Below are 19,024 nucleotides of genomic sequence, written 5' to 3'. Positions count from 1 at the left end.
ATGGCCTGTTGCGCGCCCGTAGCTCAGCTGGATAGAGCACCAGACTACGAATCTGGGGGTCAGGAGTTCGAATCTCTTCGGGCGCGCCATTCCGTCCAATTGAAATTGCTAACTTTTTTGATGCTGCCGGGAAGTCGTCGCCGGCTTGATTTTCGGAATTCAGCCGGTTTTTCAGCCGGTTTTGGACAGTCGGCGCCCCCCGGCGAGAAAATAGCACCATAGGTGGAGTGCCCCCGTGGCAATGGCGGTTATTTCAGTGCGGCGACAGCAGAGTTGCTTGCGTGACTGCCTGTCGGCCTAAGCCGTCTTGCGCGCGTCCAGCGCGGGTTCTGCGGTCGTCGCGCTGCCCCGGTCCGCATCGAGGACTGCCAGTTCTTCCCCCAATGCGGCGATCAAGGCCGCCACCCGGCCGCGTACGCGCGGATTAAGATTCATCAAGCCCTCAACAAGACGCCGGCCTTCCGCACTGGCGATGAAGTCTATGCGCTCGTCTACCGGTAGAGGTCGAGTTTCCCGGGTGGTCTCATTGCCCGACAGGCCTTCGAAGAAGCGGCTGACGGGAACGCCAAGTCACGTGGCGATCTCGTAGAGCATGGAGGCGCCGACACGGTTTCTCGCGTTCTCGTATTTCTGAAGTTGCTGAAAGCTGATGCCTATCGATCGGGCAAGCTGTGCCTGCGATATGTCCGACTGGACGCGAACGATCGCGATCTGCCTGCCGACATGCTGATCCGCGGGATGAAGGCTCGTTTGAGGTTTGGGCTTTGCCCACGCCATAGCGGCAGGAGGCCTTTTCGATTCCAACAAGGCCTCTCGCTGTTGCATCTGTCACTCCCGGAATCTGAGTCTTTCACGGTGCGCCGCCAGGAACTCAGCAAATTCCGAACGCTCGGGGAGTTGCAAAACGGCGCGAAACGGCATGAACGCCTTCAGCTCGGCTCTCTCTGCCGGCTAATCCGGACAATATCCTGGATGGCCGACCGGATTTGGGGCCAGGGAAACTCGGCATCGTCCTCAGACGATTGACCTTCTTTAAGCACGGCATCAAGCTTGGCTACTACGCCGGCAAGGGTGGTGGCAGGCGTTTCAGACAATTCTTCGAGCAAGGCCTCTACTCGGTTGGCCGCCTCGCGCTCAGCAAGCATCGCGGCGGAGTACCCGGCATGCCGTCTATCACTACGGCGAATCAAAAGGCGATTCGCAATGCGCTTGAGGCGGCTGGCATCGAGTTCATTCCAGCCAATGGCAGTGGCCCAGGTGTGAGGCTTGCCGGTCGATTTGATGGCGGATGATTAGTCGGTAGCGCTATCGCTCTTGAGCGACAGAGCAATCGATCATCGCATCAGCGGTAGCGGTCCAATGACAATCGCCTCCCGTATGAGGCTCGCGCGATAGGTCCGCGACGCTTTGTGGACCTGCGCATTCCCGATGAAGACAGACGCCACGACTCAAGCCGATGGATGCTCCGTCTTAGGTGTCGCGGGTCCAAACTTCAAATGTCCCAAACTTTCGCGCTTCCGCTGTCGAAGAATGTGTAGCCGATCATCGAGCCTGCGGTCTTCTGATACTTTGCTAGGAGACCGTCTAGCGCCCTGAGCTTCTCGCCGTCCGGTTTGTAGACGCCGAAGTAGATGTGCTTCGCTTCAGACTCGAAAATGGCCCGGTAAACGTGAGCGTCGTTCTCGTCGGCGCTATGCCCATAGATGAACATCACCGCGGAATTACTCCGCAGGATGTTGAGGCAATGACGGAGGTAAGCGACTGAGTTGATCTTGCGCATCTTCTGGTCGCTCGTGCCCTCCGAAACGTAAACCGGAAACCTGCCGTTCTTGGCGATCTCTTCAGTAATCGTGTCGATGACTCCAGAACCAGTGTCGACTGCCTTCATTATATCGCCTGCCCCGCTCTCGAATAGGTGCAGGCCACCGTGCAGGTTGTAGAGATGGCAGTACGCGTCCTCCGAGAAGGGGCCATGGAAAGAGCCGGCAGACTTACCCAGCCCAAATCCGTCCCGGAGAAGCCGCTTTTCGAGATTGACCCAGTAAAGTAGGAGATCATAGTTCAGCGAGAACACTGTGGAGAAGCAAGACAAGAAGTCGGCGCTGCTCGTGTATTTCGAACCTAGATCATCCCGGTGCTTGGGGTGGGTCGAGTTGACTGCCTCAACCAGTGCCTCGCGAACCTTCTGGGCATCCGCCTTGATGTCGGAAGCATGGGCGTCGTTCCCATACGCCTGCTCCACCAGCACCGCCCCTTCCAGGGCGTGCACCACGACCTCGAAATCGACCGTCCCAAGAGCGTCGAAGAGATTGCGCACCGGAGTGCCGGCGGCGAGGCCGGAATTATTGAGGAGGTTGCGGTAGCTGAAATATTGAGCGGAGAAGCCGTTGCCGATCAGCAAAGCTCGATCCTCGCCCTCTGTCCGCTTCATTGTCTCATCAAATTCGATCACGTCCGGCATCACGCAAGCCGGCATTCGCGCTCATGGCCCGAACCTGGCACGCGGAAATACGTGCGTTTGTCAGCTTTAATCGCCAGATGCGGGAACTTGGGCTGGAAGCGCGTCCAAGAACATGCCGGGCCGGGCGCCTAAGGACATGAATAAACGGCCAGTGACGCAGTGGGTCAAACCGGGGATCAAGGCTTGCGTGAAGCACCTCAGGGGCGAGGAAGACCTTCGGCACGCGTCGCTGCAGGATTTCCGGGAAGATGATTGATCCCCACCCAGCGCACCTTCTACGCAGGTTTGACGAACTAGGAACAATGTCACCGTTCGGCAGTTCTCCTTTACCACAAAGGAGATTTGAAATGTCTGAGTCGCGAGAATGGCTGGTCCAATAGCTTCGGGACGCACATGCCATGGAAGAACAGGCCGAAACAATCTTGAACGGACAGCTAAGCCGCATTGAGAACTATCCCGAACTCGCCGACCGAATGCGACTGCACCTTGATGAAACGAGGCAGCAGGCTGCTCGGCTGAAAGCCTGTCTCGATCGGATGGATGAGGGTTCATCCACGATGAAGGATGCTGCCGGCAAGTTTGGTTGCCATGGCGCAATCGTTGAGCGGCATCTTCGCCGGCGACGAGGTAATGAAGGGATCGCTCGCGAGCTACACGTTCGAACACATGGAAATCGCTTCCTACACGATCCTCATTGCCGCCGCTGAATCGCTAGGCGAAACCGAGGTCGTGCGGGCTTGCGAAGAGAACCTGCGAGAGGAGGTCTCGATGGCGGAATGGTTGAAGACAATCTTCCCGCGACAACCGAGCAGTTCCTCGCGAGGGCCGACACGGAAAGCGATAGCGCCAAACGCTGATCTGCTGCACCTCGCTAAGCGGTGTTGCGCGTCGGACACGGCAGCCTGTCACTCCATGTCCGGCACGTCGCCGCTAACAAATAGTGTCGTCGGCTCGCCGTATTCGCCCAGCGACGGGTTAGCATCGCGCGACCATGCAATTACACCAGCATGTTTCGCCGCCAGACCCTTGGCGGTTCTAATTGCCCGGTCTTCGGTGCGTCAGTTTTCCTTCAAATCTTCAGCTTCGTCCTTCAGTTTCTGCCAGTCGGCGCCGTGCTTGCGAAGCAGTGTTCGCGCCTGTTTCGGCGTCACGTCTGTCACCTCCGTCAGGTGCTCAACTTCAAGATCTGCACCCTTCTTTAACCGGCTCGTATCGGTCGATTTTTTTCGGGCCATTTCTGTTTCTCCTCGCTAATCGATCAGAGCAACGGGCACTGTGCATTGCGGTTCCCGTCCCTTGGAGGAAACCGCCGTCCGTCGGGTTGCTGAGCCGAAGGAGACCATTGTGCTTAGGTTTTTGTTCGGCCTTGGCGGTCGCACCGAGGCGGAGGTTATGCAGCTTCCGCCTGTTGATGACGAGCGTCGCCCGACGGCAAGAAACGAAGCAGAATTGGGGGAGCCGACCTAGTCGTTTCGTCATTCACCGGCTTCAGGTCAGGCCGAACCTTCCACTGTTCTGCGGCGTTGGTCATTTCAGCCCTCTGGTTTATGTGCGGCACCACGTCGATTTGCGGCACCTTGGATTTCTCTACACAGGTGCGTGCGGCACCTGACCCCCACAGGCGACCCGGAATGTCGGCTGTGGTGGTCCTGTCTTCCGGAACCCAAGACATAGCCGTAGCGGGAGTTGGTGCTCCCAAACGCTGAGGCGGCGTGATGCGGCGATGGCCGCTAGCCAACAACGGCTGACGTGCGCGAGATCAGGCGCCTGCAAGTATTCTTGATAGTCTACTTCCCGCCGAACCGCCCGCTGAATCATGCAAACCGATGCGAAGGTATCCGCGTCTACACGAAAACCGGTGCGGACTGGACGAGCAAGTATATGGGCGTCGTGGAAGCCGCGAGGGAGCTTGAGGTCGTGAACGCGATCATCGATGGCGAGGCGGTTGTCACCAATGAGGCCGGTCTGCCTGACTTCGCTGCGCTAAAGCCGTCCAGAGGGATCCCTACGCCAATCTCGGCGCCTTCGATATCCTGTACCTGAACAGCCATGATCTGCGCGACATCAACTGCAGGGCGCGCCGGGAATCCTCTACGGCATCATCGAGCCAAACAGCCGGATCCGCATCCCGGCTAAAGGTCGATTTGCTCATCTGCGCAAACCTGGTCCAAGACGCGTTCACAGACAGCCGATCCTGAGGGCTGCGGCAGGTGCGATTGAAACGGGGGCGCGGCATTTGCTAGGTCGTGAATACGACAAGCTGGGAGAAAACCACCTCGCTGCCCTCAAACTCGTCGCAATCCGCATCTGGCTACGCGCTTATGAGCTACGTCCTAAGCTGCAAGGGCGGCATCGCAGGAATTGAATCGCGGGAGGTTGGCCGTATAGTTGGCACCCCAGCGTTCAATTGTTCCGTTCGTCGCCCGGGTCAGTTTTTTGTGGGCGTCATGCGCCGCACATCGGGTTTCTTGAGGATCGGACGCAGCATCGTGTGGCCGGTGAAGGGCGGCTGCTTTGGTGACTTGGTAGCTCGGATCGAGAGAACGGCAACCGCCGCAGAGAACAGTGACATTTTCGCCTCCAGCTGATCGATGTAGAAATTAACCCTGCTATTGGACGTTTGTTCCCGGGACGTGATTGCGCAACCGGCGTCGGGGAGCCGGTCGCGGGAACAACACCTCTGAGCTACATAGATGTGCAGAAACCCGTGACAGCTTAGGCGGGTGAGATCGCTGCTCATTTCTGCCGAGGCTCATTGCCAAGGTATTCCAGCACGCTGGCACGCGCTCGGTTAAGGCGGCTTTTTACCGTTCCCACCGCGCAACCGCATATTTCGGCAGTTTCTTCATAGCTGACGCCAAGGACCCCGATCAGCATCAGGACCTCGCGCTGATGCTCCGGCAACCTCTGGACCGCGTTGGCGACTTCCTTGCTCTGAACGGACCACTCCTGCGTCGCTTCCGTAATCGGGATTGCGGAGGCGCAGTCAAGCAGGCCCGGCTTTTCCCTGTCGGCGGCCTTGATGCGCGTATAATAGCTATTGCGCATGATGGTGAAGAGCCATGACTTCATACGCGTTCCAGGCTCAAACTTGTCGATGTTGGCGAGCCCTTTGGTCAATGTCTCCTGGACCAGGTCGTCGGCATCGTCGGGAACCCGGCAGAAGGTGCGGGCGAAGGCGCGCAAGGCAGGTATCAGGTCAACGATGGAAACGTCATCCGTTTCCTGGTTGGCCAAGGGGTAGCCCCTGGAGGACAATGGTCCAGCTCCCGTCGGACTCGACGTCAATGCTCGCTCCGAGATTTTCCCGTGGCACTGGAGATTCGTACCCGGATCTCCTGGACTTCGGCGTCAGTGAGATGTTCGATACCAATCAAGTCGCTTTTCGCTTCGCCGGCGCGAACCAGCTCATCGGGTTTTGCCTAGATCGCTACGCCATCGCGGTTTTGGGTAGTCTGGATCCGAAAAACCATCAGGAAAGCGGCGAACGTCGTACCTGTGTTGATGATGAGTTGCCATGTCTGCGAGTAATCAAAGACGGAGCCCGATGCTGCCCATAGCGACGTCAATGCCATACAGACTGCAAATCCCCAGGCGTGGCCCATTGCGCGAGCCACTTCTCCCGCTTAGATGGCTGAATACCCTTTCCAACTTCTGCTCCTCAGGCGAAGAGGTCCAGCGGTTGCCGGACCGCAAAACCCCCGATCAAGAACGCTAGAGGTGAGAGATTTCAATGCAATTTGTCGCGGGGTCCCTCCTGGATGATAGCAAACTGCTCACCGCTATGCGGCTATAACATACCTAACCCACAGCAGGTTCCGTCTACGCGAGCATAACGTGGGAGATCTTGCCTCCTCGACCGTTCCACCTATCTTTCGCGGATCATTCTAACTTCATGCCAGGCTGCCAGCAGGCCTGGGGGGCGAAGACGCCTGGCAAGGTTTGACAAACTCTTTCCTGATCGACAGACGTCTCGCTCGCAGAAGACCTGGGTCGCCTGATGACCGGTAGAACTGGCCGTAGCACCGCGCTGCTAAGGCTGCCAAATGTCTCGGACACTGGACAAAGCAAAACTTAGACTGAGATGTTCAAACATCTCCGCGACCAGGGACCCAGTCGGAAGGCAACAACACCTTTGCCTTCTTAGCTGCAGCCACGACAGCCTTCCGTGTTATCTGCGGGGTCGATCGGATCACCCTCCAGGGCTGATAGGCATAGAATCATTGCCTTGTTCCACCTGGGGCCGCGTTCGATCCACTTGAGGAGTTGCTCGGAGGCATCCTGGACGTGATCGACCCCATAGCGGAAGCCGGGTCGGTCGGTTCTCACATAGACCGGAGAAGAGAACAAGCGCATCGCCTACGCGCGACCGTCACACGCAATGGGAAGGACCCGCCGGCCGATAACGGCGGGAGTAAAATCGGAGTAGTCAGGGTGAACTGGCTTGTGAAGAACGGACCGAAGAGGGTTTTGTTGCATCCGCATAGCGCATTGCGGTTGCGGGATTCCCGTTCCCGCAGCGCTGCCGTGTGGGATGGGCGAACGACTTGAGCGGAGCCTGAGAATTCAAAAACTGAATACGGCGTCTCGCGGAACCATACCCGGTCTGCATCGGGCATGCCGGGCGCACCCACCGCTAAATCATACTAGACATACTAAGAAGTGACTAATGTTCCATTTGAGGATCGCGTCGCCGGCACCAGACCCCAAGCTTTGGCTTGGGGGATCACGACACCGTAGGGGCGCGAGGTGGCCTGCTCTAGACCGGGCGGATGGCAAGGGCGACATCGGCGGAGAACGGCGGCAAATCAAGCTTCAGCCAGCCGTCCGAATTCGCTTGCCATTCCGCTGTTTGCCTGCCGGCCGCGGTGTCCCAGGCGATGACGCGATAGGTGCCGCGAGCCAACCCGGGCAGCTCCAGGACGGCAAGAATGGGCGCAGTGCCGGCACGCAGCATGCCATTTCGCCCGATCGTGTCGCTGCGAACCAGCCAGACCACTGCCTGGGAATCGTCGCCGCAGGCGACCGGCGCGATGTCGGGACCGGAAATCCGCATCTTGTCGCCGAGATGGACACGCCGGAACGAAACCCAATCTATCAGAGGCAGGAAGTCGGCCAGCGAACGCTGCGCCCGCCGCATTCCGGGGGTGAGCACGTGCGGGGAGCGGTTCGGCCACCGCATGCCGCCACCGGCACCCCCCGCCGCGAGGTGAGCCCATTGCAGATGGCGGAAGTATTCATCGTCGAAGGGTTCGGGGAGCGTGATCTTCTTGTCCTTGAACGAGTGGATCGGGCCGTGCTCGGAATCGAGAAAAGGGCGACCGTCATGAATTTCACCAAGCGCCTCTCCGACGATCCGCGCCATGCCGAGCGCTGGCGCCACCGTGTCACTGGGGTCGTCGATCGTGCCCTCCTCGTAGAGATGGAGGGAGGCGAAGTCGAGGTCGGGGTGGCGGAAGATCGGCCCGGGCAGCGGCATGTGAGGCCGCCAGCGAAGCTCAGGTCCGAAAAGCGAGACGGTCTGCGGGTGAGAGCGACCGTAAAGTGACGTTTCCAGCCGGCGCACAAAATCGCTGAGATCATGGATGAAGGCGCCGAATCCATCCGCGCTGCCCTGAGCCTGCTCGGGATGGATCTCGTTCCAGAGGTCCCATGCGAAGAAGGCTCCGCTGCCGCTCCATCTGCGAACCACGAATTCCAGCCTTGCCTTGATCGCGCGGCGCGTCTCGGCGCAGACCAGGAATCGCGACGGGTGGTCCAGCACGCCTCCGTTATTGCGGTTGTAGGGGTGGTGGCGCCAATGGAGCCATTGCCAGAACGTATCAAAGGGAGTGAGCAGGATTCTTAAGCCCTGCTTTTCGCAAAGACGAAAGAGGTCGTCCCACAATTGCACCATCGCCGGCACGAAGCGGCCCTGCGGCTTCTCGAAGTAGCGGTGGCGAACCTGGGCATATTCCAGCATCAGCCTGAGGCATGTGACGCCGCTTTCCTTCAGCCAACGGAGATGATTTTCCACGCCGGCCATATCGGCGCGCCGGAACAGGCCATTGAGTTCGGGCCAGCTTACCGCATCATTCTGCCCGATCGGCGTCCATGCCTCGCCGTCCTCGGTGGCGAAATAGGAGCCGGCTAACTTAATCCAAGGCAGGCCGGCAGCCGGTCTCGGCGCAGAGTCTCCCACTTCCCCGACCAGCGGTATCGCCAATCTAATATCGTTCAAAGGCATGCCCCGAATTTCGTCGCCGGAGCGGTATAACTGCCGCGGTGGCAAAATGTTTCGCCGGGCTTGGCAGGCCGATGATCTTTACCCCATCTTGGGTACAACGATGCCCTGTCTCGACGCCGCGGCGCCCTGCCTCAAGAGCGGCGCGAAGCTGGTGATGTCGACCGATCACCAGAGAAGTTGCAGGCCGAACCCTCGCTGCGGATGACGAGGGAGCGGAATTGTCGTGCGTCGCTTCGTCGACAAGGGCAGAAATGCCAGGTTGGCGGGTCGCCTGCCCGACCAGAAAAACTTTAGCCGAAGGGGAACCTAACGGTCGCAGGCAAGTTCGGTAGGCAGTGTGGGGGAGATTGCGCGTGTCGTTGCATCTCATCGGCTTTATAGTTGTCGTGCGTGCGATCTTCTCCTTCCTCGGATTCCATCATCAAGCCCGACAACGATTGGCGAGGCGCGGCTTCAGAGCGACAGTCTGTCATCCGGAGGTCAACGTCTGCTCACCGACAACACCTGGACTCGGCTCCGCTCACGCTCGCTTGGTCAACTTTCGACGCTTGCACGGCATGTACCGCTCAGGGGACGACGTGATGGAGGCCCGAAAGCAATTGTGGCGGTCGAGAATGGCAATGGCCGGTCGCCTGGCGGGAGCGTCGGCGCGAGCCTTGGCCGACGGGTCGCACGTATGAGCAGCGATCCGGCGCGTCCGCCAGGCGAGTACCGGTCCGCGTTTGCCAGCTTCTTCATGGCTGGTTTCGAGTGTTCATCCCATCGGCGCGGCGACGGAGTGCGCCTCGATTTGATCCGCGCGACCGCACACGACACGCACGCCCTCGGCGACTATCGCAGTTGTGCTGCCCTTGGGCTTCGCACGATTCGCGACGGCTTGCGCTGGCACCTGATTGAGACAGCGCCAGGAGTTTTCGATTGGTCGGGTTGGATATCGATGATCGAAGCAGCTCAGGCCGCCGGGGTGCAGGTCATCTGGGATATCTTTCACTACGGCTCGCCGGATCATGTCGACCAGGGTGGCTCAGGCTTCACCGAGGCCTATGTGCGATTCGCCGCTGAGGCTGTCCGGGTTCACCGCTCCGTTGCAGGGACAGCTCCCCTGGTATGTCCCATCAATGAAATTTCGTTCTTCGCATGGGCGATAGAGGTCGGCTATTTCCCGCGCGTGGGGCCGAAGAAGCGGGGATGGTTCAAGCGGCAGCTTGTGAGGGCAGCGGTTGCGGGCGTCAAAGCGATGCGAGATGCCGAACCTGATTGCAGGTTCATCTGGGCTGAACCGCTAATCCATGTCGCTCCTCGAGACCGCACTCGCGCCGAGCGGCGGCGCGCGGAAAATGTTCGTCAGGGCCAGTTTGAAGCCTATGACATGCTCACGGGCCGTGCCGAGCCCGAACTGGGCGGCAGCGAGGACTGTGTCGACGTCATCGGTCTTAACTTTTATCCGCACAATCAATGGTACTTTCACGGGCCAACCATACCGATGGGTCACCACGAATACCGCGCACTTTCGGGAATGTTGGTCGAAGTCGCTGAGCGCTACAGAAAACCGATGTTTATCGCCGAGACGGGCGCTGAAGGATCAGGCCGGCCGGCATGGCTCCACTATGTTTGCGATGAGATCCGTGACGCGATGAGCCTTGGTGCGCCGATTCAGGGCATATGCCTTTACCCGGTGACCGCGTATCCCGGCTGGGACAATTCGCGCCACGCGGAAGTCGGCTTGTTCTCGACGATTCATGCCGACGGTTCGCGCAGTCTTCGCCAGCCGGTCGCCAATGAATTGGAGCGCCAACGCACATTGTTCTCGGCGGGTGTTTTGTAGCCGTCGAAAAAAGGCGCGCGACCATTAGCGACTTTCGCGGCGGATCACGGCAAGGCACGACTTGGCTACCACTATCCGAGATCAGTATAGATGTTCGCCGCGAGCCGTGCCCGACGAATCGAGCATCGCTCGGTGCGTTGGCATCTGCGCCACGCCATTTGCCGGCAGGCTTTGTTGAATGCGCGCGAACGTCGCCAAAGCTTGACCGACGACCTGATCCATATTGTAGTAGCGGTACGTGGCTAGGCGCCCGACGAACCACACCTCGGGGCACGCCGCTGCCAGTGCTTGATAGCGTTTGTACAGCGCCTCGTTTTCCGCCCGCGGCACCGGGTAATAGGGATCGCCGATATCGGTTGGATATTCGTAAGTCAGGCTGGTCTTCGGGCTCTGCTGACCGGTCAGATGCTTGTACTCGGTAATGCGGGTATAGTTTTCCGTCTGCGGATAGTTGACAACGGCGACCGGCTGAAACTGCTCGCAATCAAGCGTCACGTGTTCGAACCGCAGTGACCGATAAGGCAGACGACCAAGGCTCCAGTCGAAATATTCATCAATCGGCCCGGTGTAGATCATCCGCTGAAAGGGGATCTTGTCGCGAATTTCGCGATAATCGGTCTGCAGCATGATCTTGATCCTTGGGTTGTCCAGCATGCGCTGGAACATGCGTGTATACCCGCCAGCCGGCATATTCTGGAAAGTGTCGCCAAAGTAACGATCATCGCGGTTGGTCCGGGTAGGGACCCGCGCAGTCACGGACTTGCTTAGTTGGGCCGGATCGACGCCCCACTGCTTCCTTGTATAGCCGCGAAAGAATTTTTCGTAGAGTTCCCTGCCAACGGTGCTCACAACCACGTCTTCGGCGGTCCGGACTTCCTCGACCGTTTCTCGCCGGGATGCGAAGAACTCCTCCAACTGCTCGGGCGTCAATTCAAGACAGTACAGGCGATTGATCGTGTCGAGGTTGATCGGTATCGGCAGCAGTTTTCCGTCGACCGACGACAGTACGCGATGTTCGTAAAGCCTCCATTCGGTGAATTGCGAGAGGTAGTCGATGATCGATCGGGCGTTGGTGTGGAATATATGCGGCCCATAGCGGTGGACCAGAATCCCCGCTTCATCATAGCAGTCATAAGCGTTGCCGCCGACGTGGTTTCGCCGGTCGATGAGCAGGACACTTTCCTGCCGTTGCGATGCGATGCGTTCAGCGAGCACGCTGCCAGCGAAGCCGGCGCCGACAATCAACCAATCGAACATGGTCAGGCTCCCCGGCGCAAAGGCACAATGCTTTTCATTGCATAGGCGCGCTGAATATGGGCAGCCATTGCGTCCCACGTTCGTTCCCAGGACATGTTAGCGAGGTAGGCATCGACCTCCTTCAACAGGAAATTCCGGGGACGTGACAGAAGGGAGCGAAGCTTGGTTTCGATGTCTTCGGCGTCAACAATGTCGACCAGGCCTTCGGCACCATAGGTGCGCACGACGTCCACAATCGCCGTGGAGACCACCGGCAGTCCGGCGGCCAGGAACTCAGGAGTTTTGGTCGGGCTGATATAGCGTGTCGCCTCATTGAGCGCGAAGGGCATCCAGCCGGCGCTCCAGTGCCTGAGATAGCGAGGCAGGTCGGCGTAGGACTTGGCACCCAGCCAATGTAAGTTACTTGCGCGCGGCAGGCTTAGCGGGTCGATCTTGACCACCGGGCCGAGCATGACGAAATGCACTTCGGGCATTGCCGCAGCCGCCTGTGCGATCATTTCAACGTCGAGCCGTTCGTCGATCACCCCGAAGAAGCCTACCCTCGGGTGAGGTATGTCTGCCTGGTCTACAGGGTCATCGCCGGGCTCTCTTGCCTTGTGGAAATGCGCAACGTCTATGCTGCTGGGGAAGGGAAAAATCGACTTGTGGAGGCTTCGTTTGGCCTCGTACAGACTCTGCCCGCCCGTGAACACGATATCAGCGCGCTGGAACAGCGCTTTTTCCATCTGCTGCAACTCTGCCGGTGCGTTCTTGAAGGCTGAGAGTTCATCCATGCAGTCGTAGACGCATACATCGCACGCTATATGGTCACTGAAACGCAGCGCCATGGGCGTGTAGTACCAGATGGTCAGCCGGTCATGCGGAGTTGAGTTGACGATCTGGTTGACGAACCTGCGCTGGATGGCGTCTGCCTTTGTCGCGGAAATGCCGACCGGAAGAACCGGGGTTACGATTGTGATCATTGCAGACCGATTGTTCACCCGCATCGAAGGACAGTGTATTTCCTCGTAGACTGGCTCCTCAAAGTAAATTAGCTGCTGCTGCTTTGAGGCGTGCGTCAAAATATGCTGCGGGCGTTGGTGTACGAAATCCCACCTGAGGTGAGAAAAGCAAAGTAAAATAAACGATTTCAGGGGGATATTTGATTTATTTTTTTTGCCGCCCGCTATTCTCATGTAAGAATCCCTTTAGCTATAGTGTGTAATTCTCCAGATTAACATATGTTAATCGAAGCAGGCTCCTGCTGAAGCCTCATCCGTACGTCTAAACTTTTATTTGAGTAAGTTGTTCCACGGATTTAATTGCTGGAGCCGCCGAGCCGGCCACTTGCGCGATTGTTCGAAGAGAAGCGGCGCTGCTACCAACACCCGATGGACATGTCGCCTCGGCCAAGGCGGAGGCCCTTGCAGCTTCAGATCTCGCCAAATGTGGCGCATTGCCACAGAACGGCTGAAATCCGCTCAATCGTTCAACAACCATTCATGAGCGCAGGTATAAGAGTTAATGAGCTGCGCATGATTCGTTTTGGTCGCCACAGATGGCCCGACGCATGGGTCGATGCAGGCAGCCACCGTGAGAGAGCCGCAAGGAATGAAGTTCAACTTTGAAACCAACGTCTTTCCGTTGTTTCACCCGCGGTCCGTGGATGATCTGAAGGATCCTTGTCCGGTGTTCGACGGCACGCTTTGGCACGTCTTCGGTTCCAGCGGCACTGTCACGACCGAGAGCTGGAAAATACTACATGCCACGGCTCCGGACCTTTATGGGCCGTGGACTGAGCATGAGGCGCTCGACTTGGCGGTAACCGGATCGGGCATAGCGGCGCCCGGCGTCATCCATGAATGCGGCGTTTTCCACATGTTCATCCAGACCGAATTCATGAAGTCCGGCGGACGTTGCGAGCATGCGGTGTCCAACGATGGCTTTCATTGGGTGGTGCTGAATCCGGCGATATTGTCCCTGCCGGACACCGATGAGGACGGGATCTACGATCCCCATCCGGCGATCATCGGCGGCAAGCGCTACATCGTCTATTCAGGCATGCCTAAATTCACCAGGGTGGCGCAGCCTGACGTCTATCTGGCGCGCAGCCAATCCGATTCCTGGTTCGGGCCGTGGAAACGTCTCGGCAAGATATTGGACCATCTCGACGTTCCCCATCACAACGCGCGCGAGCATCCGGACTACGAATGGGGCATCGAGGGCGCCCAACTGGTCGAATTGCCCGATGGTCGCGTGCTTCTCAACGCCACCTGCTTCCTTCCCGACGGTCCGCGCGGAAGTCGTCAGCGCGTATTCTTCGCCATCGCCGACGACGTCCAGGGTCCTTACGTGTCGGTCGGCCCTGTGCTTGATCCTGGTGAGCCTGGGGAGAACGGCCATTCGACGGTGATGATCGAGGGCGGGAAACTGACTTTGTTCTACCAGAGCAGACGTGAGGCAACGAACCATCGCTGGCGTTTCGGACTGGCTAGGTGCGACCTGGATCAGCAAGTCCTTTCACGAGTCGCCTAACAGGGACGACCAGCCCACTTCAGATAATTATCTTTGTAATCGGGTTGCTGCCGCGTGCCGAGCAGATCCTCAATCAATCCAGATCGGTCGACTTAGCCGAACGTCGCAGAGACTACGAGGCCGGCGGTTGGACAGGATTTGACGCCGAGGCGGAAGACTATACTCCCGACGAGATCGAGCGGGATCGGGCTCGTGACCTCAACCGCCTCTGATCGAGGAACCCCGCTGCCCGAAAGGTAGCGGGGAATTCTCACTCTCTTCATAGCCCGCTTTGAGCGTTGCGCGAAATCGCGCCCAGCGTAAAGGCGCTGCGCCATCCAGCCTTCGCTAGTCCCTTCGCTGGTGAGACTCTGCCTTGCTCTGCGCAGTGTCGATGGTCCCTCTGAGAAGCTGCACTGGGCATCAACAGCAATTCGGCCAAGTCGAATGCGACAGTATCAGATTCCGCGGAACCAAGGAGGTAGCGGGGCATTTCTGCCTACCGGTGCTTTAATGGAGGCGACCATGGGTTTCTTCAGCAAGCTGCTCAAGAGTTTCAAAACAGCAAACCCTGCGAAATCGAGCAGCGGAAACATGCAGAAAGACACCGGCGCCGGGCCCGCTTTGGCGGCGCATTCCAAGGATGCCAAAGCAAGTGGGAAGGCTGGGCAGAACGCATCGGCAGCCACCAAGAAGAGGTGAGACGCCCTGGCGTTCAAAGCGTAGCGTCATCAAAGTGGATGAAATCCGCCGAGTCCATCGAGCCGTCGTCGCAAACAAGCCAACCGCTTGGTTGGCCTTCATTCTCGATGTTTGGCCAATGCCGCGCCACGAACCCAAAGAGGGAGGTTGTCGTTAAACCGATGCTTGGAATGAGTAGTTTTTGCCATCGAGCGGCTTCTCCGCGTCAAGCCGGATGTTGTACAAGCGCGCCCATCGACCAGCTTCGGGCGCTGCTTCGAACGCCCGAAACGATCGTAAACACCTGGATGGCCATGCGAAAGGACGATTCCAGCATCACTGAAACCGAGGTCCGTGAAGCCCTCGTCCAGTTGGATCCACTCTGGGATGAGCTCTTCCCGCCCGAGCAGGCCCGCATCGTCCAGCTTCTGTCGAGTGGGTGGATGTCGCCGTCGAGAGCATTTCCATCCGGCTTCGCACGGAAGGCATGGCCAGCCTCGCGACGGAGCTGCGACAGCCGCCGGAGCATAGGAGGACTGCATGATGCCGTCGGAGGCCAAATATGCCGAACTCAGCCCTGACGGCAAATCGCTCATAGTCCATCTGCCGCTAACCCTGCGCAAGCGTGGTGGCCGCAAGATCATCATCTCGCCCGCCGGCGCACAGCAATGGACCCCAGCACGGCCACGCATAGACAGCACTCTTATCCGGGCGCTGGCGCGGGCGTTCCGGTGGAAACACATGCTGGAAATAGGCGAGTTCGCCACAGTGATCGAACTTGCCGCGGCCGAAAGGCTTGACCGCTCCTTCGTATCCCATGTGCTCCAGTTGACGCTGCTCGCGCCCGATCTGGTCGAAGCCATACTCGACGGACGGCAGCCCGTGGGGGTTCAGCTCCAGGCGCTCGTCAGGGGTTTGCCCGTCGAATGGGAACGGCAACGGGAGTTGATGGCTAGTTCCTGCTGACAATCTTCTCTGCGGCCGCCCTCAGAGAAGCCAGGCCAGCGACTGGTGAAGTAATGTCGTCCCATCCTTGTGGAACCACCGGCCATGGCTGAAGATCACGCGCTTTGGCTGGAAAGCCACGAGGCGCTCCGCGGCCGCCTTCGCCTGCTCATGCTTCCGTTTGATGATCATCCGCAGGTAAATGGGGGCCTTCCCCCCAGGTGCCGTGACGCCTAAGTGGCGCGCCGCCGGCCTGATGATGAATGGCAGCTTTTCCGGCTCGAGATTCAGAACTAGATCCGTAAGCACCATAGTTCGGCTGTTCTTGTGATAGAATGCGACTTCGGTGAACCTACCGGCTCCTGGAACGACAACCTGATCGAGATCTTTCGACCAGGCGTCCGGCGCCGCAGCGGCCAGATCGTGATCGATCCTGACGCCGGCCCGGCGGACCTTTGCCCGATGGCGCAAGCCCGGAACGGCCCATGTCGGCGCTCCCTGCACATGGTCCTGCCACTCCTTGACGAAGGTCCAGTGTGCACTGTTTGGCGCAACCAGATGCAGTATCGGGCCAATCTGCTCGAGCTGCTCTCTCAGCTCAAAAGCGAACCGTGTTGGTGAATGCAGCAGGAGACCGCCATTCCCGAGCTGGATAACCGTCATGCGCACCGGGACTGGAATGCCCATCACGCTCAGCGGTCCGCTGTCGACGATCCAGACCCCCGGAGCGACAGGCTTGGCGACATCAAGAGGAGGGTAGGTGGCGTCTTCGGGCTTCATGGTTGTGCTCCAATTTAGCTTGGAGCTGGCGCAACACGCTTCGAGAGGATCTGTTCCGGGGAAATGCGTGACGGCCTAGTTCGTCTGCTGGCCAAAGCAAATCATTATGTTGCAACGGACCAACGGCAGCTTTGCGCCTCATGTCGGCCATTGAGGTGATCTTTGCTGTTGCCCGATAGCAGACGTTGCCGGCGATTACTCTGGACATCGTCGTTGCGCCAATTCCGGACGTTGATCAGGCTTCTCCGTTGCAGACATTCGAGCTACGGCTGGAGCTACCGAAGCCAGCCGTTGCTACCAAGTTTAGGTGATCCTCCCACGCGTCGACGCGAGTGAAGGGCGGCCTCGTTTCAAACTGGCTCCACGATAATCTCCGGCCAGGCCACGACATTGAAATAGAAGGGCCTGTCGGACGGTTCAATTTCGACGACCTGCCATGTGAGAAGCCGCTCTTTCTTTCGGGCGGCAGCGGCATCAGTCCCGTCAAGTCGATGCTGCGGGCGCTAACGGACCGGGCATCTGGCCATGACATTCGTTTCATTCACTGCGCCCGGACTGCGGACGACATCGTCTTCCGCTCCGAATTGGAGGCGCTCGCCGCGCGATTCTCCAGTATTGATGTAAGCTTCGTCTGCAGCCAGGAAGGTTCGGCATGGCAAGGCCCTACGGGTCGGATCGACGGCCCCATGCTCCTGCGGCTGGCTCCCGACCTTCACCAGCGCACGTTATATCTCTGCGGCCCCGAGCCCTTTATGCCAACGGTTCGGGCCTGTCTCGCGGAGATCGGCATCGCGTTCTCGCAGTATCACGAGGAAAGTTTCGGGGGCGCGGTGGGCAATTCCATGCCTCCGCAATCGGCTGTCGCTGGCCCAACGCGCGTCCGCTTCGCCCGGTCTGGCGTGGAGCATCTTTGTGCGCCCGGAGAGATCCTGCTCGATGCGGCGCACAATTGTCACCTCTACATCACCAAATTGTGCAGACGGTGAGCTGGCTCCACCTTGCACACAGCGAACGAGCAGGTCGGCTATGCGACCTGTCGAACGCGGTTGCTGTATGTCAGCGAACCCTTCTCGCCAAAGACTCGACGGGTCTCAAGGATTGGACGCTCCTGGAGAGCCACTCGCAAGTATGAAGGACGCTCACGCCAATCATTTCGAGATGGATTTTGCCCAGCGGGAGTTCATTCAATGTGTCGTCGATCTCGGCACTATGTGTCGGATCAAGCTCTCCATGAATTCTCAATGTCCTGAATGCCGCTTCAGGAACGCCCGACCGATCTCGGATTTCATCGACACGCTGCTTGGAAGGAGGAAATGCTTCGAGAACTGTGATGTATCCCATCAGCATGATCGGGTGGTGATGGTTCAGCCAGTAATATTGCGAGCCAACGAGATTGGCCAACTGGGGCGAGGGCACAATCGAAAGCGCACAGTCCACATCGTAACCTGCTGAAGCAAGATCCTCGAGCGCCCAAGCATCGTGGTCCCGCTCATCTTCGATATGGCCGAGATAATAAGCACCCAACCTTCTCGCCAAAGGATCCGTTGCCGCCAGCTTTTCACAGACTTCAGCCCCACGGCCCATCAACGGGACTGAGGCCCGCATCAGCTGGTGAAGCAAGACAAGGTAGGGTGGGACGACCTGTTCCAGCGGATCGTGGCTCCACAGCTTCTCGAACGCAGCCTCGAGCGGGCCGATACAGAGAGCGACTTTGGTCCTGACGCTTTCACTGTTGGCGATGGACATACTTACAACCTTCATGAGAGGACATAACGAACTGAGCGCTCATGAGCCGAGGGGGGCCAAGCCGTCGAACTCCCGGCAAACTCCCTCCGATTCGCCTTGGCGTTCTGAGATGTGACCCATTCTGCTGGAACTCGGGTGCACATTCAACTCGTCACTTCGGACGTCATCAGCGTCACTACTGTCGGCCACGACGACACCTGCCCCTGAACGAGAATCCTCCGCAGCGCTCAGGCAATTCAGATGTATTATGACCTGCTAATAATGACTGGACAGTTCCAGGAGACCAATTACAATAGCGCTCGATATCTTCGCATTGCTGCTTCACAGACTGTTTCCAGATCGCGAGATTCAGGGGGAACCGATGCCGGATTTTGCAAAGAATTTCCAAAGCTTGAAAGACAGCGGGGTAATCCCCGACATCCAAGAGAACATGTTGCCGCCGAATGTTCACGATGTGATTTCGAACTTGAGTCCTGATGAAATAACGGTTCTTAAAAAGATCGCGGAAAGCACCGGGTCTCATCTCACCTTACACAACAAAGATTACCATTTCGCAGTTTGCGGCTTGTAAGAAGGCTGAGGCACTGACGTCCCGGCTTAGCACCTGGCC

General features: G+C 58.5%; 19 protein-coding genes, 1 tRNA gene and 1 pseudogene. 9 read left to right on the top strand and 12 right to left on the bottom strand.

What is annotated here, in order from left to right; genetic code table 11:
* Positions 1 to 12 precede the first annotated feature (12 nt).
* Positions 13 to 89: transfer RNA gene (locus AC0L28_RS25950), tRNA-Arg, on the top strand.
* A gap of 208 nt (positions 90 to 297) precedes the next feature.
* Here AC0L28_RS25950 and AC0L28_RS25945 read toward each other — a convergent pair.
* Complete coding sequence (locus AC0L28_RS25945) at positions 298 to 435, bottom strand: hypothetical protein (RefSeq protein WP_023801592.1); 138 nt, start codon at positions 433 to 435, stop codon at positions 298 to 300.
* 135 nt (positions 436 to 570) lie between these two features.
* A complete protein-coding gene (locus AC0L28_RS25940) occupies positions 571 to 777 on the bottom strand; it encodes a helix-turn-helix domain-containing protein (RefSeq protein WP_353682765.1) in 207 nt (68 codons plus the stop codon).
* 209 nt (positions 778 to 986) lie between these two features.
* Between AC0L28_RS25940 and AC0L28_RS25935 the strand changes: the two genes are divergently transcribed.
* Positions 987 to 1,292: a hypothetical protein gene (locus AC0L28_RS25935; RefSeq protein WP_473481075.1), complete on the top strand. Its 306-nt coding sequence runs from the start codon at positions 987 to 989 to the stop codon at positions 1,290 to 1,292.
* A 200-nt stretch (positions 1,293 to 1,492) separates the two neighbouring features.
* Here the strand turns inward: AC0L28_RS25935 and AC0L28_RS25930 are convergent, their stop codons facing one another.
* Positions 1,493 to 2,461, bottom strand: a complete 969-nt coding sequence (locus AC0L28_RS25930) for a DUF4917 family protein (RefSeq protein WP_473481074.1) — start codon at positions 2,459 to 2,461, stop codon at positions 1,493 to 1,495.
* Positions 2,462 to 2,859: 398 nt separating this feature from the next.
* Here AC0L28_RS25930 and AC0L28_RS25925 point away from each other — a divergent pair.
* Positions 2,860 to 3,318, top strand: a pseudogene (locus AC0L28_RS25925) (ferritin-like domain-containing protein).
* A 201-nt stretch (positions 3,319 to 3,519) separates the two neighbouring features.
* On the opposite strand, the gene AC0L28_RS25920 reads toward AC0L28_RS25925, so the two are convergent.
* The 5 genes from AC0L28_RS25920 to AC0L28_RS25900 form a co-directional block, all read right to left on the bottom strand.
* Positions 3,520 to 3,696: a hypothetical protein gene (locus AC0L28_RS25920; RefSeq protein ID WP_287173305.1), complete on the bottom strand. Its 177-nt coding sequence runs from the start codon at positions 3,694 to 3,696 to the stop codon at positions 3,520 to 3,522.
* 1,193 nt (positions 3,697 to 4,889) lie between these two features.
* Positions 4,890 to 5,033, bottom strand: coding sequence for a hypothetical protein (locus AC0L28_RS25915; RefSeq protein ID WP_156942634.1), 144 nt, complete (start codon positions 5,031 to 5,033; stop codon positions 4,890 to 4,892).
* A 164-nt stretch (positions 5,034 to 5,197) separates the two neighbouring features.
* Positions 5,198 to 5,698, bottom strand: coding sequence for a sigma-70 family RNA polymerase sigma factor (locus AC0L28_RS25910; RefSeq protein WP_128175801.1), 501 nt, complete (start codon positions 5,696 to 5,698; stop codon positions 5,198 to 5,200).
* A 185-nt stretch (positions 5,699 to 5,883) separates the two neighbouring features.
* Complete coding sequence (locus AC0L28_RS25905) at positions 5,884 to 6,036, bottom strand: low affinity iron permease family protein (RefSeq protein ID WP_473481071.1); 153 nt, start codon at positions 6,034 to 6,036, stop codon at positions 5,884 to 5,886.
* A 1,184-nt stretch (positions 6,037 to 7,220) separates the two neighbouring features.
* Positions 7,221 to 8,687 carry a glycoside hydrolase 5 family protein gene (locus tag AC0L28_RS25900; RefSeq protein ID WP_473481069.1) on the bottom strand — a complete coding sequence of 489 codons (1,467 nt, stop codon included), beginning with the start codon at positions 8,685 to 8,687 and terminating at the stop codon, positions 7,221 to 7,223.
* Positions 8,688 to 9,363: 676 nt separating this feature from the next.
* Here AC0L28_RS25900 and AC0L28_RS25895 point away from each other — a divergent pair.
* Positions 9,364 to 10,512, top strand: coding sequence for a beta-glucosidase (locus AC0L28_RS25895; RefSeq protein WP_473481068.1), 1,149 nt, complete (start codon positions 9,364 to 9,366; stop codon positions 10,510 to 10,512).
* Between the two features lie 81 nt (positions 10,513 to 10,593).
* Here AC0L28_RS25895 and glf read toward each other — a convergent pair whose 3' ends face one another.
* Together glf and AC0L28_RS25885 are read right to left on the bottom strand one after the other, a co-directional pair.
* Entirely contained in the window at positions 10,594 to 11,769 is a 1,176-nt protein-coding gene (glf, locus tag AC0L28_RS25890; RefSeq protein WP_128170936.1) for a UDP-galactopyranose mutase, read from the bottom strand.
* 2 nt (positions 11,770 to 11,771) lie between these two features.
* Positions 11,772 to 12,944: a glycosyltransferase gene (locus AC0L28_RS25885; protein ID WP_473481066.1), complete on the bottom strand. Its 1,173-nt coding sequence runs from the start codon at positions 12,942 to 12,944 to the stop codon at positions 11,772 to 11,774.
* A 415-nt stretch (positions 12,945 to 13,359) separates the two neighbouring features.
* Here AC0L28_RS25885 and AC0L28_RS25880 point away from each other — a divergent pair, with 415 nt between their 5' ends.
* The 3 genes from AC0L28_RS25880 to AC0L28_RS25870 all read left to right on the top strand — a co-directional run bounded on the left by AC0L28_RS25880 (position 13,360) and on the right by AC0L28_RS25870 (position 15,909).
* Positions 13,360 to 14,283: a glycoside hydrolase family protein gene (locus AC0L28_RS25880; protein WP_023801602.1), complete on the top strand. Its 924-nt coding sequence runs from the start codon at positions 13,360 to 13,362 to the stop codon at positions 14,281 to 14,283.
* 504 nt (positions 14,284 to 14,787) lie between these two features.
* Positions 14,788 to 14,964 (top strand): hypothetical protein, encoded by a 177-nt coding sequence (locus AC0L28_RS25875; RefSeq protein WP_023801603.1) that lies wholly within the window; start codon positions 14,788 to 14,790, stop codon positions 14,962 to 14,964.
* A gap of 519 nt (positions 14,965 to 15,483) precedes the next feature.
* Positions 15,484 to 15,909 (top strand): hypothetical protein, encoded by a 426-nt coding sequence (locus AC0L28_RS25870; RefSeq protein ID WP_023801606.1) that lies wholly within the window; start codon positions 15,484 to 15,486, stop codon positions 15,907 to 15,909.
* A 21-nt stretch (positions 15,910 to 15,930) separates the two neighbouring features.
* Here AC0L28_RS25870 and AC0L28_RS25865 read toward each other — a convergent pair whose 3' ends face one another.
* Positions 15,931 to 16,668: a DUF4336 domain-containing protein gene (locus AC0L28_RS25865; RefSeq protein ID WP_473481063.1), complete on the bottom strand. Its 738-nt coding sequence runs from the start codon at positions 16,666 to 16,668 to the stop codon at positions 15,931 to 15,933.
* A gap of 332 nt (positions 16,669 to 17,000) precedes the next feature.
* On the opposite strand from AC0L28_RS25865, the gene AC0L28_RS25860 reads away from it, so the two are divergent.
* Complete coding sequence (locus AC0L28_RS25860) at positions 17,001 to 17,654, top strand: ferredoxin reductase domain-containing protein (RefSeq protein ID WP_473481062.1); 654 nt, start codon at positions 17,001 to 17,003, stop codon at positions 17,652 to 17,654.
* A gap of 70 nt (positions 17,655 to 17,724) precedes the next feature.
* On the opposite strand, the gene AC0L28_RS25855 is transcribed toward AC0L28_RS25860, so the two are convergent.
* Positions 17,725 to 18,414 carry an iron-containing redox enzyme family protein gene (locus tag AC0L28_RS25855; protein WP_023801609.1) on the bottom strand — a complete coding sequence of 230 codons (690 nt, stop codon included), beginning with the start codon at positions 18,412 to 18,414 and terminating at the stop codon, positions 17,725 to 17,727.
* A 361-nt stretch (positions 18,415 to 18,775) separates the two neighbouring features.
* Between AC0L28_RS25855 and AC0L28_RS25850 the strand changes: the two genes are divergently transcribed.
* Complete coding sequence (locus AC0L28_RS25850) at positions 18,776 to 18,985, top strand: hypothetical protein (RefSeq protein ID WP_031255812.1); 210 nt, start codon at positions 18,776 to 18,778, stop codon at positions 18,983 to 18,985.
* Positions 18,986 to 19,024 lie beyond the last annotated feature (39 nt).

It is taken from the genome of Mesorhizobium sp. WSM4847 (genome assembly GCF_055811335.1).
The sequence above is the reverse complement of the archived record's forward strand: the minus strand, read 5'-3'. Positions and strand labels throughout refer to the sequence as shown.

Excerpts from the sequence above, each read along its gene's own strand:
- AC0L28_RS25945 (WP_023801592.1), bottom strand. The coding sequence starts at position 435 with ATGAATCTTAATCCGCGCGTACGCGGCCGGGTGGCGGCCTTGATCGCC.
- AC0L28_RS25940 (WP_353682765.1), bottom strand. The coding sequence starts at position 777 with ATGGCGTGGGCAAAGCCCAAACCTCAAACGAGCCTTCATCCCGCGGAT.
- AC0L28_RS25930 (WP_473481074.1), bottom strand. The coding sequence starts at position 2,461 with ATGCCGGACGTGATCGAATTTGATGAGACAATGAAGCGGACAGAGGGC.
- AC0L28_RS25920 (WP_287173305.1), bottom strand. The coding sequence starts at position 3,696 with ATGGCCCGAAAAAAATCGACCGATACGAGCCGGTTAAAGAAGGGTGCA.
- AC0L28_RS25915 (WP_156942634.1), bottom strand. The coding sequence starts at position 5,033 with ATGTCACTGTTCTCTGCGGCGGTTGCCGTTCTCTCGATCCGAGCTACC.
- AC0L28_RS25905 (WP_473481071.1), bottom strand. The coding sequence starts at position 6,036 with ATGGCATTGACGTCGCTATGGGCAGCATCGGGCTCCGTCTTTGATTAC.
- AC0L28_RS25900 (WP_473481069.1), bottom strand. The coding sequence starts at position 8,687 with ATGCCTTTGAACGATATTAGATTGGCGATACCGCTGGTCGGGGAAGTG.
- AC0L28_RS25895 (WP_473481068.1), top strand. The coding sequence starts at position 9,364 with ATGAGCAGCGATCCGGCGCGTCCGCCAGGCGAGTACCGGTCCGCGTTT.
- glf (WP_128170936.1), bottom strand. The coding sequence starts at position 11,769 with ATGTTCGATTGGTTGATTGTCGGCGCCGGCTTCGCTGGCAGCGTGCTC.
- AC0L28_RS25885 (WP_473481066.1), bottom strand. The coding sequence starts at position 12,944 with ATGAGAATAGCGGGCGGCAAAAAAAATAAATCAAATATCCCCCTGAAA.
- AC0L28_RS25880 (WP_023801602.1), top strand. The coding sequence starts at position 13,360 with ATGAAGTTCAACTTTGAAACCAACGTCTTTCCGTTGTTTCACCCGCGG.
- AC0L28_RS25875 (WP_023801603.1), top strand. The coding sequence starts at position 14,788 with ATGGGTTTCTTCAGCAAGCTGCTCAAGAGTTTCAAAACAGCAAACCCT.
- AC0L28_RS25870 (WP_023801606.1), top strand. The coding sequence starts at position 15,484 with ATGATGCCGTCGGAGGCCAAATATGCCGAACTCAGCCCTGACGGCAAA.
- AC0L28_RS25865 (WP_473481063.1), bottom strand. The coding sequence starts at position 16,668 with ATGAAGCCCGAAGACGCCACCTACCCTCCTCTTGATGTCGCCAAGCCT.
- AC0L28_RS25855 (WP_023801609.1), bottom strand. The coding sequence starts at position 18,414 with ATGTCCATCGCCAACAGTGAAAGCGTCAGGACCAAAGTCGCTCTCTGT.
- AC0L28_RS25850 (WP_031255812.1), top strand. The coding sequence starts at position 18,776 with ATGCCGGATTTTGCAAAGAATTTCCAAAGCTTGAAAGACAGCGGGGTA.